We start from the raw sequence: 11,931 nt of genomic DNA, 5'->3' as shown, positions 1-11,931 counted from the left end.
TGCGCGAGGTAAACTCCGCATACGGGTTTTTATTACTTTGTTGATGCCTAACCTGAGCGCTAGAATATCCATCTCACAGCCCTTACATATCTATTATCACCAAATATAGCTACAATGCGCGCTTAATTAATTGAAGGTAAATACAGTGAAAAACTCAGTTTTAGCATTACGCGCTCAACAAATAAGTGAATCCCGTCGAGAGTTTAATGCTCGAGGCGGTAAATTAGATCGCTGTGAGCAATGCTTAATAGCTAAGCACTACTGTATTTGTAAAGGTGTTGAGCATGCAGATTGTAAAGCCGCTGTGTGCTTATTAATGTATCACAATGAAAGTTTTAAACCTTCTAATACTGGGCGCTTAATTGCTGAAATAGTGCCAGATAACCACGCATTTAGATGGGATAGAACAGACCCTAACCCCGCTCTTTTAGCTTTGATAAGCGATTCACAATATCAGCCAATGGTAGTATTCCCTGCTGAAGATGTAGAAGAGGGCAGGGCCATTACCGAAATAAGTATTGAAGAGGGTAAAAAACCGCTATTTATATTTTTAGATGGTACCTGGCGTGAAGCTAAAAAAATGATTCGCAAAAGCCCATACTTAGATAACTTGCCTGTACTTTCTGTTACTGCTGATAAACTATCTGATTACCGATTACGTGTTGCCCCTCATGCGCATCAACTAGGCACTGCTGAAGTGGCTATTATGGTGCTAGCGCTTGCGGGAGAAATGGATGCATCTTCTAAATTAGAACAGCATTTTATTAAGTTTCGTGATGCGTATTTGCTTGGTAAGCGCAATAAAGGCCGACTGCTAGAAGAGTAGTTTTACGCAGTTAAGCGAAAGCTTGCTGCTCTTTTAAGTGAGCAAGTGCTTTATTTTGAATTGCTCTGAAGCCTTCTTCAGATGTTAATTGTAAAACCGTATTATATAATTGGCTTACGCTATTGTGAGCCTGAATAAACGAGGTGCAGTCCTCACCAATCATATCCTTAGCCTCTTCGACTCGCTTTAAAAAGTAACAGCTAATATCGGTTTTTCCCTTAAAGTGAGTAGTCGCAATAGCGTTTGCTATTCTATTAAGCTGATAACTAAATTCATCAGGTCGAGAACCCTCACCCCATTTACTAATAGAAATATCGCTTTCTAACTGGATAATTACGTTAAGTATGTTTTTAAACTCACTCATTGGCATATTTAAAAAGTTATAACCTTTGGGGCTAAATAAAGCTTTATACGGATTTTCGTTGGGAGTTTGGGCACTAAAAACACCAATTGGTTTTGCTGTACTTGCGTCTGATACTTTACATAAAAAGGTATTGCTTTGCGGCATTTTAAAATTCATATCCATTGAGTATTTATGATCCTTGCGTTACTTAGTTATCGGCGCAATTAATGAAAAACTTAGCGAAATTTAAAATATTAATAAAGTATTTGAAGGTATTAATATTGATTAGCTGGGATGCAGTATTACCCTGCAAAAGTTAGTGGTAGTTGCTTAGAGCTTTACTAAACCCAAATTTTAGGCAAAGAAAAGCGCGCTCTATCTCTAGGCGCGCTTGCGGAATCTTCTAATTTTCTGCATCCTGCAATTGAACTTAATCAACTCCAATTTTTACTAATCCATGTTTATTACTATATTACTTTTTAGTTCTATGTAATGTAGACCATCCGGGCCTGTATCCTTAAATTCCTAAACATCCTGTAGGGTAAATACTATTACCAAATCCTTAATTACACTTCCTAGTGTATCCCTATTTTAACCAATCCATTGTGTTGCCTTAAAGGCCTGTCCACTTATTCCTTAAACATCCTGTTAAACAACTTAGCCGTGTTGTTATCCTTTTCGCATCTTCCTGACGCTGTCCTTTTTACAACATCGCGTTGTGATACTCATCCTGAGCCTGTCCTAAAATCCGTGTTGTCCTGGTAACCTAATCATTGGTTGGTTGAGTAAGCAGTCCATTTCCTTTTACTCAATAAGCGTCATTGCTTGGTTGATGCGTAAATTATAGTGCAATAGAGCAACTAAAATAGGGATAAAACTACGTTCAATTAGTATTTATGCAATAGTAATAATGTGAATATCCAATAAATACAGTTGGTTAGGTTGTTTTTGTGTGTTTTTTATCTTGATTTTTACTCATTAGCTGTCACATCCGTGAGACATCTCTTACACGGCATTTCCTTTTTGGGTGTTATTTACATATTTACATTTATTTAAAGTGTGCACTTTTTGAATGAGCGCGGTAGAATTCGATGATAATAACAATTATTTAGGTGAAATAATGAAGACAGTATTTACACTTGTTTTAGGATTAGCAGCATCGGCACCAGCCTTTGCAAGTGACGTTGTTAATATCTATTCTTTTCGTCAGCCGTTTTTGATTCAGCCAATTTTAGACGATTTTACAAAACAAACGGGAATAAAAACCAATGTTGTTTTTGCTAAAAAAGGGTTAATTGAGCGTGTTAAACGCGAAGGTAAACATAGTAAAGCCGATTTAGTATTAACCTCTAACTTTAGTGCGCTTATTCAATTAGAAGATTTAAAATTAACACAAACTATAAAAAGTGACAGTGTAAATAATAACGTGCCTGCAGCTTTTCGTGGCGGTGATGGCCAATGGGTCGCGCTCACTAAGCGAGTGCGTAATGTGTATTCATCAAAAGAGCGAATTGGTGCGTTACCTAAGCTCACTTATGAAGATTTAGCAGATCCTAAATACAAAGGACAAATTTGTACGCGTTCTGGCAAGCATCCATATAACTTAGGTTTAGTGGCTTCTATGATTGCACACCATGGTGAAGCGCAAACCAAAGAGTGGCTTGAAGGTGTTAAGGCTAATTTAGCACGTAAACCTCAAGGTAACGATCGTGCTCAAGTTAAAGCCGTTAAAGAAGGTTTATGTAACTTGGCATTAGGTAATAGTTACTACCTTGGTAAAATGCTAGAAGATAAAGAACAAAAAGGTTGGGCTGAAGCCGTAAATATTAACTTTCCGAATCAAACTAATCGTGGCTCACACATAAATGTTTCGGGTGCGGTTATTACCAAATATGCTAAAAACCCTGAAAATGCATTAAAGCTCATAGAGTATATGACCGACAGCAAAGCACAAAACATGTATGCCTCATTAAATATGGAGTATCCAGTTAAGTCGGGTGTTGAACTATCAAGTTTGGTTGCCTCTTGGGGGAGTTTTAAAGAAGACAGCTTGCCACTTGATGAGATTAGTAAATATCGTCCGTTAGCGCTTAAGCTAATTGATGAGGTGAAGTTCGATCTTTAATGACTAATAAATTTAAGCTGTCTAAATGGCAGCTCTTTGCGTGGTCGACTGGCTTAATTCTATCGGCCCCGTTGTTTTTTCTTCTTTTTGAATCTCTACAAGGTAGCTCTGAGGTGTTTTCCCACCTGTGGGATACCGTGCTTTGGGATTACATAACCAATACCGTATTGCTTGTTTTAGGTGTTTGCGTCCTTAGCTGCGCCATAGCTTTGCCACTTGGATGGCTAACGGCTTACTGTAGTTTCCCGGGTAAAAAACAGTTTGAATGGGCACTTATGCTGCCCCTTGCTATGCCCACCTATATTATTGCCTATGTATACACTGATTTATTAGATTATGCGGGCCCGGTGCAAATAGCGCTGAGAGAATGGTTTGGTTGGCAATCGCCTAATGACTATTGGTTTTTTGATATACGTACATTACCCGGCGCCATCGTTATGATTGCCTTGGTGCTTTATCCGTATTTATTTTTGATTTTTAAAACGGCTCTTCGCGAGCAGTCATTCAAATTAGTACAAGCTAGCCAGTTAATGGGATTATCTCCTTGGCAAAGTTTCTTTAAAGTAAGCTTAGTACTCTCTCGTGGGGCTATTGTGGCGGCTCTTGCGCTTATAAGTATGGAAACCATGGCTGACTTTGCAACAGTGAGTTATTTTGCCGTAAGTACATTAACGACTGCCGTATACGATACGTGGTTTGGTTATTACTCACTTACAGCGGCAGCTAAAATATCGGGTGTGATGTTATTACTGTTATTTTTAGCATTAATGGCAGAGCGCTTTAGTCGTCGTAACCAAGCGGTATTTGAGCGCCAATCAAGTGTAAATAGTGAATCTCTCTATGTATTAAAAGGAAAGTCAGCTTGGCTCGCAACGGCATTTTGCAGCTTTATTTTATTTATCGCGTTTGTAATCCCTATTGCAGTACTTATAAATTACGCCATTACCTACTTTGATAAAGCATGGAATGTAGAGTTTTTTAGTTACGCTTGGCAAAGTTTAAAAGTGGCTGGGGTTGTGAGCCTAATAACGATTACGTTGAGTGTTTTTGTCGTTTTTTATCAGCGTGTGGCAAAGCAAGCGTATCCGCTTATTCCCGGGCGTTTAGCAAGCACAGGTTATGCGTTGCCAGGAACTGTACTCGCTATTGCGGTTTTATTACCGCTTACGTTATTAGAGAACACCATTAACACAGCGCTCGAGCCGTATAATTTAGATATTGGCTTGCTGCTTACAGGTAGCATTTTTACTATTATTATTGCTTATATTGTTAGGTTTTACGCCATTGCACACGGAGCAATTGAGTCGAGTTTTTTACGTATTAGCCCATCACTTGATATGGCAAGCCAATCAATGGGTAAAAGCCAAGGACAAACACTGCGTTTAGTGCACCTACCTTTACTGCGAAGAGGATTGCTTACTGCTGCGTTATTGGTATTTATTGAGTGCATGAAAGAACTGCCGGCTGCGCTATTGCTCAGACCGTTTAATTTTGAAAGCTTAGCTACTCATGTATTTCAGTATGTGAGTGACGAGCAGTTAGAGCTTGCTTCTATATCGGCATTATTTATTGTTATTGTTGGGTTTATTCCTTTGTATTTTATTAATCGTTCTATGGAGCAGCGTAGTTAAATGAGTAGTTTAATTTTACAAGGCGTGAGCTATCACTATAACGGCACAAAGGTTATTCACGATTTAGATTTAACGGTGGGTAAAGATGAAATTGTTTGTCTACTCGGAGCGAGTGGGTGCGGCAAAACGACCACGTTAAAAGCGATTGCAGGTTTAATTGAAGCTAAGCAAGGGTCTATTTTTATAGACGGTAAATTAGTGAGTGATGAGCAATCGTTTGTCTCGCCTGAGCACCGTAACATCGGCATGATGTTTCAAGATTATGCATTGTTTCCGCATTTAACGGTAGCAAATAATATCGCATTTGGGCTTAGTAAAATGAGTAAAGCTCAAAAGCAGCAACGCGTTGATGAAATGCTTAAGCTGGTACATTTAATTGGCTGTGCCGACAGGTTCCCGCATCAGTTATCGGGTGGTCAACAGCAGCGTGTAGCTATTGCTCGTGCATTAGCTTATAAGCCTAGTTTATTGCTACTTGATGAGCCCTTTTCAAATATCGACACACAAGTACGCTTTGAATTAATTGCCGATATACGTCGAATTATTAAGGCAACCCAAGTATCTGCTGTGTTTGTTACACATTCAAAAGAAGAGGCGTTTGCCTTTTCAGATACACTTGCCATTATGCATCGCGGTAAAATTGAGCAACAAGGCACGCCTGAGCAGCTTTTTGCAGCTCCATGTTCAAAGGAGGTTGCAGAGTTTCTGGGTCAAGGCATATACTTGAGCGCAGAAGTATTAACAGCAACTGAATACAAAACACCATTTGGTTTAGTCGAGTCCTATGTTGAGAGTAAGCAAAACGTAAGCGTAGGGCTTATATATGTGCGCCCTCATCAAATAGAATTAGTGGCAGATAACCAAAGTGACAAACTCAGCAAGCGAGCTACAATCATAAGTCGTCGCTTTATTGGTTCGGCGTATGTTTATTCACTTGTTATTGATAAACAAGAAATTGAAGTTGCTGCACAATATGGCCAGTCATTTGAAAATAATGAACAGGTTATAATAAAAATAAAACCTCACACGGTGAATTTTTTCGAATCGTAATTAATTTGTTATTCGCTGTGTTTTTATCTGTAAAACTAAGGAATAACAATGGCGCAAGCGCAATCAGGGATTTGTGCTGAAGCAAACTTACACGGTTTGCACTTATTTTTTAATGTGTTTGATGGTCAAGATGAATCACTTCGCGCAAAGTTAAAACAAGTAAGCGCTATTGAAGAAGAATTTAGCGATCAATTTTCAGAATCAATGCTCTCTTGTATGGTTGCTATTGGTGCGCAATATTGGCCGCATATCCTCCCTGAATACATCCCAAGCGAATTACAGAGCTTTCCTAATATAAACCATAGCGATCATCAAATGAGCGTACAACCGTGCGATTTATTTGTGCAAATTCGCTCTGACCGTGAAGACGTTAACCATTTATTTGCGCTGCAAATTTTAAAATTATTTGCCCCCGATGTTGAGCTGGTGGAGCAAATTCGTAATTTTCGCTTTTTAGATGGTCGTGATTTTAATGGTTTTGTTTATGGTGGCGACACCGCACATGGAAGAAAAAAGCGCGCTACGGCTTTAATTAGTAACCCTGGCAATTTTGAAGATCAGGGGAGTTATATTCATGTACAGCGTTATAAGCATGATTTAACTATGTGGCAGCACTTATCATTGAGCGAGCAAGAACAAATAATGGGGCGTACGCGCCTTGATAACACGCTAATTACCCCCGCGATCGAAACCAGCCATGCTTCGCGAAGTGAGCTAAAAGACGAAGACGGACAACCGCTATTATTAAATCAGAGCATGCCTTATGGCGATGTGTATGAGCAGGGAATGTTATCAATTACATGCGCTTGTACGGGCACCGCATTTGAAAAAGTACTTAATAGTCGTTTAGGGGAAGGGGATTGTTACGACCACTGGCTTGATTTTACTCAAGCCGATATGGGTTCTGCTTTCTTTGCGCCTTCAGTCGGGTTTTTAAAACAAATTTAGTTTGCTATTAAACCGTATCAAATAAAATGCGAACACGTTCAAGTGTTACATCTATTTCAGATATTTTAGCAGGAGCGATAAAAATAGTATCGTCGCCTGCAATTGTTCCTAGTACGCCATCTGCTTTACCTAATGAATCTAATAAACGCGCAATAAGCTGAGCAGCACCTGGACTGGTACGAATAATGATCATCATTTCGTTGTGCATAATGTCGATTACTAATTGGCGTAATGGGCTTTTAGCCGTAGGTACACCCATTTCAGCTGGTAAGCAGTAAACCATTTCTTGTTTGGCGTTACGTGTGCGTACAGCACCAAATTTACTTAGCATGCGCGATACTTTACTTTGGCTTATATTGTCAAAGCCTTGATCTTTTAATGCATCAACTATTTCGCCTTGAGAGCCAAAATTTTCTTCTTTTAATAGTGATTTAAATGCTTTTACCAGTGCTTCTTGTTTATCTTGTGGTTGCATAGTCTTTATTCGTTTTTGTTATTTATGCCGCAAATTCTACACAAAAATGAATAATTATGCAGCAGTTGTTTAGTTAACTTGCCAGTTTGATGCGTTAAATCACAAAAGTTTACGACTATGGTCGAAAATATACTTGAAATAGACAGGATAAATTTGTTTTTAGTCGCTAATTTCATTATCTTAAGAGCCACAAATGTTTCCTACCTCAAATTACGGAGAATTCCAATGAAAGTTGCTGTATTAGGTGCTGCAGGCGGTATCGGCCAAGCGTTGTCTTTATTATTAAAAACAGGCTTACCAGCTGGCTCTGAATTATCACTTTATGATGTTGCACCAGTAGTACCAGGTGTTGCGGTTGACCTTTCTCACATCCCAACAGATGTTAAAGTAGCAGGCTTTGGCGCAGACGAATTAAACAAAGCGCTTGAAGGCTCTGACATCGTTCTTATCCCAGCGGGTATGCCACGTAAACCAGGTATGGATCGTGCTGATTTATTTAATGTAAATGCTGGTATCATCAAAACTTTAGCAGAAGGCATTGTTGCTAGTTGTCCTAAAGCGTTAGTAGGTATTATTACTAACCCAGTAAATGGCACAGTTCCAATCGTTGCTGAAGTATTCAAAAAAGCAGGTACTTACGACGCTAAACGCGTATTCGGTATTACTACGCTTGACGTTATTCGTTCAGAAGCATTTGTTGCTGAACTTAAAGGCGTAGACGTAGCAACTGTTAAAGTACCAGTAATTGGTGGTCACTCAGGCACAACCATTCTTCCTCTACTTTCTCAAGTTGAAGGTGTTTCTTTCACTGATGAAGAAGTTGCTGCACTTACTCCACGTATCCAAAATGCGGGTACTGAAGTTGTAAATGCTAAAGCAGGCGGTGGTTCAGCTACGCTATCTATGGGTGCTGCTGCAGCTCGTTTTTGTATGTCTTTAGTTAAAGGCCTACAAGGTGAAGAAGTTGTAGATTACGCTTACGTTGCTGTTGAAAATGGCGATGCAGAGTACTTTGCACATCCAGTACGTTTAGGTAAAAACGGCGTAGAAGAAATTCTTTCTTACGGCGAACTAAGCGCATTTGAAACAAAAGCAAAAAATGACATGCTTGAAACACTGAAAAAAGACATCAAAGAAGGTGTTGATTTCATGGCGTAATAGCCAAAGTAGAATAACAAAAAAGCCTGCATTTGCAGGCTTTTTTATTGCTCAGAATTAATTTCACACTGTGTAACTAGTTAAAACTAGTGGTCGCGGTCAACCGCAATACGAGCAAGGCTTATGAGTGCTTGCTTATAGTCAGACTCAGCTAAAAAGTCTAAACACGCAATAGCTTTGTCAGCTTCAAGCTCTGCTTTTTGCATTGTAAATTCAAGCGCATTAGTTTGCTTTAGTGCCGATAGAATGTCTTCTAAATGCTCCATACCATTACTGTGCTCTATCGCATCACGAATAAGCTGCGTTTGCTGCTCACTACCATGTTGCATAGCATAAATAAGTGGAAGCGTTGGTTTGCCTTCAGCTAAATCATCACCAATGTTTTTACCCAACTGCTCAGCATCTGCATTGTAATCGAGTACATCATCTACTAGCTGAAACGCAGTACCTAAATGCATACCATATAGGTTTAGTGCATCGAGAGTAGTTTGGTCTTGCTCAGTAATAATGGCAGCAAGGCCTGTCGCTGCTTCAAACAACTTAGCTGTTTTAGAGTAAATAACCTGCATATAACTGGCTTCGGTCGTATCTGGGTCGTTGCAGTTCATTAACTGCAATACTTCACCTTCAGCAATAATGTTTGTTGCATCGGCAAGTACTTGCATAACCTGCATTTTTCCAAGGCCAACCATAAGCTGAAATGAACGAGTGTAAATAAAGTCACCAACCAATACGCTAGCAGCATTACCAAATTCAGCATTTGCTGTAGGTGTGCCACGTCGTAAGTTTGATTCATCTACAACATCATCATGCAATAGCGTTGCTGTATGAATAAACTCAACAATTGTTGCAAGTGTTATGTGATCTTTACCCTGATAACCGAGCGCTTTGGCTGCTAAAATCGCGAGCATTGGACGAACGCGTTTGCCGCCACTGCTAACTATATATAAACCAAGCTGATTAACTAACGCCACATCTGAGCGCATTTGCGCATGTATAAGTTGATTGACGTCATTCATATCGCTTTCGATTAACGCCTGGATAGCTTTTATATCCATTGATCTCCGAGCCAATTTTTATGTGTGAACGGCGCAGATTGTACAACAAAAAATGCACTAGCTCGATATTTTGTGACGATTGATTGAAAAAACACTATTAAAGTACTTAATTTAGACTGAATTAGCCAAGATAACTGATTAATTGATAATCAATATACAGTTTATGGTGTGCTTAGATATTAAGCTGTGAGGGTCATATTTGAGTACATTAATTTATTTCGACTAAGAGTTAAAAAGCGCTTGGCAAAAGGGCTAATTAATATAAAATGGGGTAAATATTGAATTGCTCTCAAAGCAGCTACTTTTTATTCATTTTAATTACAAAATAGGCTTGCTAGTTATTTCGCGTTAGCGTAAACTTCGCGCCCTATCGAAGAATATTTTAGTTGCGCCGATTTGAGGGTGCACAGACGGAGTTAATTATGTACGCGGTTTTCCAAAGTGGTGGTAAACAGCATCGTGTGACTGAAGGTCAAACGATTCGTCTTGAAAAATTAGACGTTGAAACTGGTGCGGCAGTAGAATTTGATTCAGTACTTTTAGTTGCTGATGGTGAGAAAATCGAGATCGGTGTACCGTTCGTAAACGGTGGCAAGATAACAGCTGAGGTTGTTTCACATGGTCGCGGTGAGAAGATTAAGGTTGTTAAATTTAGACGCCGTAAGCATTCTCGTAAGCAAATGGGCCATCGTCAATGGTTCACTGAAGTTAAAATCACTAGCATTAGCGCTTAATTAGAGGTACTTAGAAATGGCACATAAAAAAGCAGCTGGTAGTACTCGTAACGGTCGCGATTCAGAAAGCAAACGCCTAGGTGTTAAGCGTTTTGGTGGCGAATCAGTTCTAGCGGGTAGCATCATTGTTCGTCAGCGTGGAACTCGTTTCCACCCTGGTACTAACGTAGGTATCGGTAAAGACCACACTATCTTCGCAAAAGCAGATGGTAAAGTTCAGTTTGAACAAAAAGGTCCTTTAAACCGTAAATACGTAACTATCGTAACTGAGTAATCAGTAAGGTAGTTAAAAACCCCGCCTTTGCGGGGTTTTTTGTTTTGTAGTCAGTCAAAATATATACCCAAGCCTGCATTTGTGTTGGCTTGGGTATATAATAGAGTTATTAAACAAGCCAATCCCTAAAGTGAGTAATCATGAAGTTTGTAGATGAAGTAGAAATTCGCGCAGAAGCTGGAGACGGTGGCAGCGGCATCGTGTCTTTCCGTCGTGAAAAATATGTTCCAGATGGTGGACCAGACGGCGGTGACGGTGGAGACGGTGGTAGTGTTTATCTACAAGCTGATGAAAACTTAAATACCCTAATTGATTATCAGTTTGAGCGCTTTCATAGAGCTGAACGTGGTACTAACGGTCGTAGCCGTAACTGTACAGGCCGAAAAGCCGATGACTTATTTGTTATGGTGCCTGTAGGCACGCGCATCATGGATGTTGATACCCAAGAGGGACTTGGCGACTTAACTCAAGATGGTCAACGAATTTTGGTTGCAAAAGGTGGTTTCCACGGCTTGGGGAATGCACGTTTTAAATCAAGTACTAACCGAGCACCTCGTCAAAAAACATTGGGCACACCCGGTGAAGTACGTAACTTAAAGTTAGAGTTACTATTATTGGCTGATGTAGGCTTACTAGGATTACCAAATGCAGGTAAATCTACGTTTATCCGCAGTGTATCTGCAGCAAGACCAAAAGTAGCTGATTACCCATTCACGACGCTTATTCCTAATTTAGGTGTGGTACGTCCTGAAGCAAATAAATCATTTGTTATAGCCGATATTCCGGGTCTAATTGAAGGTGCATCTGATGGTGCAGGCCTAGGTATTCGCTTCTTGAAGCATTTAGAGCGTTGTCGTGTGTTATTGCACATTATTGATGTAATGCCGGTAGATGGTTCAAACCCTGTTGATAATGCATTCTCGATTATTAACGAGCTACACCAATACAGTCCTAAATTAGCTGAAAAACCACGCTGGTTAGTGTTTAATAAAATAGATTTATTACCAGAAGATGAAGCAAAAGCGCTATGCGAAGCGATTGCAGAAGAGCTGGGCGAAACTGAAAATATTTATCACATTTCAGCAATTAATAAACTTAATACTCAACCTTTAATCCACAACATAATGACACTACTTGATAGCATGCCTAAAGAGAAGTTTGTACAAGTTGAAGATGAAGAAGTTGAATTCAAGTGGGATACCTATCATGAAAAAGCCACTAAAGGTAAAGGCAATGATGATGATTGGGACGACTGGGATGAAGATGATTACGACGTAGAAGTTGTCTACGAGCGTTAATTAAATAGAAT

The 11,931-nt window shown here is 39.6% G+C and carries 12 protein-coding genes; 9 read left to right on the top strand and 3 right to left on the bottom strand.

Annotated features, from left to right (window positions below; translation table 11 throughout):
- Nucleotides 1–145: 145 nt before the first annotated feature.
- Nucleotides 146–826, top strand: coding sequence for a tRNA-uridine aminocarboxypropyltransferase (locus P20429_RS03265; protein WP_007586117.1), 681 nt, complete (start codon nucleotides 146–148; stop codon nucleotides 824–826).
- 10 nt (nucleotides 827–836) lie between these two features.
- Here P20429_RS03265 and P20429_RS03270 read toward each other — a convergent pair whose 3' ends face one another.
- On the bottom strand, nucleotides 837–1,352 hold the full coding sequence (locus P20429_RS03270) for a hypothetical protein (protein WP_007586114.1): 516 nt from the start codon (nucleotides 1,350–1,352) through the stop codon (nucleotides 837–839).
- 937 nt (nucleotides 1,353–2,289) lie between these two features.
- Between P20429_RS03270 and P20429_RS03275 the strand changes: the two genes are divergently transcribed.
- Genes P20429_RS03275 through P20429_RS03290 form a run of 4 tightly spaced genes read left to right on the top strand, consistent with a single transcriptional unit; the run spans nucleotide 2,290 to nucleotide 6,923 of the window.
- Nucleotides 2,290–3,294 (top strand): Fe(3+) ABC transporter substrate-binding protein, encoded by a 1,005-nt coding sequence (locus P20429_RS03275; RefSeq protein ID WP_033027102.1) that lies wholly within the window; start codon nucleotides 2,290–2,292, stop codon nucleotides 3,292–3,294.
- The gene (locus P20429_RS03280) at nucleotides 3,294–4,925 is read left to right on the top strand and encodes an iron ABC transporter permease (protein ID WP_033027100.1); all 1,632 of its coding nucleotides are present in this window, start codon (nucleotides 3,294–3,296) and stop codon (nucleotides 4,923–4,925) included. Before P20429_RS03275 ends, P20429_RS03280 begins: the two co-directional genes overlap by 1 nt.
- Nucleotides 4,926–5,975, top strand: a complete 1,050-nt coding sequence (locus P20429_RS03285) for an ABC transporter ATP-binding protein (RefSeq protein WP_007586110.1) — start codon at nucleotides 4,926–4,928, stop codon at nucleotides 5,973–5,975.
- Between the two features lie 48 nt (nucleotides 5,976–6,023).
- A complete protein-coding gene (locus P20429_RS03290; protein ID WP_007586108.1) occupies nucleotides 6,024–6,923 on the top strand; it encodes a Dyp-type peroxidase in 900 nt (299 codons plus the stop codon).
- Nucleotides 6,924–6,930: 7 nt separating this feature from the next.
- Here P20429_RS03290 and argR read toward each other — a convergent pair whose 3' ends face one another.
- Nucleotides 6,931–7,398, bottom strand: a complete 468-nt coding sequence (gene argR, locus P20429_RS03295) for a transcriptional regulator ArgR (RefSeq protein WP_002957753.1) — start codon at nucleotides 7,396–7,398, stop codon at nucleotides 6,931–6,933.
- 225 nt (nucleotides 7,399–7,623) lie between these two features.
- On the opposite strand from argR, the gene mdh reads away from it, so the two are divergent.
- On the top strand, nucleotides 7,624–8,556 hold the full coding sequence (gene mdh, locus P20429_RS03300) for a malate dehydrogenase (protein WP_007586102.1): 933 nt from the start codon (nucleotides 7,624–7,626) through the stop codon (nucleotides 8,554–8,556).
- Between the two features lie 86 nt (nucleotides 8,557–8,642).
- On the opposite strand, the gene ispB is transcribed toward mdh, so the two are convergent.
- Nucleotides 8,643–9,614, bottom strand: a complete 972-nt coding sequence (ispB, locus tag P20429_RS03305; protein WP_007586099.1) for an octaprenyl diphosphate synthase — start codon at nucleotides 9,612–9,614, stop codon at nucleotides 8,643–8,645.
- A gap of 422 nt (nucleotides 9,615–10,036) precedes the next feature.
- On the opposite strand from ispB, the gene rplU reads away from it, so the two are divergent.
- From rplU to cgtA, 3 genes are all read left to right on the top strand, one after another.
- On the top strand, nucleotides 10,037–10,348 hold the full coding sequence (gene rplU, locus P20429_RS03310; RefSeq protein ID WP_002957748.1) for a 50S ribosomal protein L21: 312 nt from the start codon (nucleotides 10,037–10,039) through the stop codon (nucleotides 10,346–10,348).
- Nucleotides 10,349–10,364: 16 nt separating this feature from the next.
- On the top strand, nucleotides 10,365–10,622 hold the full coding sequence (gene rpmA, locus P20429_RS03315) for a 50S ribosomal protein L27 (RefSeq protein ID WP_002957747.1): 258 nt from the start codon (nucleotides 10,365–10,367) through the stop codon (nucleotides 10,620–10,622).
- Nucleotides 10,623–10,762: 140 nt separating this feature from the next.
- Entirely contained in the window at nucleotides 10,763–11,920 is a 1,158-nt protein-coding gene (cgtA, locus tag P20429_RS03320) for an Obg family GTPase CgtA (protein WP_007586086.1), read from the top strand.
- Nucleotides 11,921–11,931 lie beyond the last annotated feature (11 nt).

Source organism: Pseudoalteromonas sp. BSi20429 (assembly GCF_000238895.1).
GTDB classification, from domain to species: Bacteria; Pseudomonadota; Gammaproteobacteria; order Enterobacterales; family Alteromonadaceae; genus Pseudoalteromonas; species Pseudoalteromonas arctica.
Note: the sequence above shows the minus strand (reverse complement) of the source record. Positions and strands in the feature narration are given on the sequence as shown.

What these genes read in the sequence shown, in the direction of transcription:
- P20429_RS03270 (WP_007586114.1), bottom strand. Translation starts at nt 1,352, where the DNA reads ATGGATATGAATTTTAAAATGCCGCAAAGCAATACCTTTTTATGTAAA.
- P20429_RS03275 (WP_033027102.1), top strand. Translation starts at nt 2,290, where the DNA reads ATGAAGACAGTATTTACACTTGTTTTAGGATTAGCAGCATCGGCACCA.
- P20429_RS03280 (WP_033027100.1), top strand. Translation starts at nt 3,294, where the DNA reads ATGACTAATAAATTTAAGCTGTCTAAATGGCAGCTCTTTGCGTGGTCG.
- P20429_RS03285 (WP_007586110.1), top strand. Translation starts at nt 4,926, where the DNA reads ATGAGTAGTTTAATTTTACAAGGCGTGAGCTATCACTATAACGGCACA.
- P20429_RS03290 (WP_007586108.1), top strand. Translation starts at nt 6,024, where the DNA reads ATGGCGCAAGCGCAATCAGGGATTTGTGCTGAAGCAAACTTACACGGT.
- argR (WP_002957753.1), bottom strand. Translation starts at nt 7,398, where the DNA reads ATGCAACCACAAGATAAACAAGAAGCACTGGTAAAAGCATTTAAATCA.
- mdh (WP_007586102.1), top strand. Translation starts at nt 7,624, where the DNA reads ATGAAAGTTGCTGTATTAGGTGCTGCAGGCGGTATCGGCCAAGCGTTG.
- ispB (WP_007586099.1), bottom strand. Translation starts at nt 9,614, where the DNA reads ATGGATATAAAAGCTATCCAGGCGTTAATCGAAAGCGATATGAATGAC.
- rplU (WP_002957748.1), top strand. Translation starts at nt 10,037, where the DNA reads ATGTACGCGGTTTTCCAAAGTGGTGGTAAACAGCATCGTGTGACTGAA.
- rpmA (WP_002957747.1), top strand. Translation starts at nt 10,365, where the DNA reads ATGGCACATAAAAAAGCAGCTGGTAGTACTCGTAACGGTCGCGATTCA.
- cgtA (WP_007586086.1), top strand. Translation starts at nt 10,763, where the DNA reads ATGAAGTTTGTAGATGAAGTAGAAATTCGCGCAGAAGCTGGAGACGGT.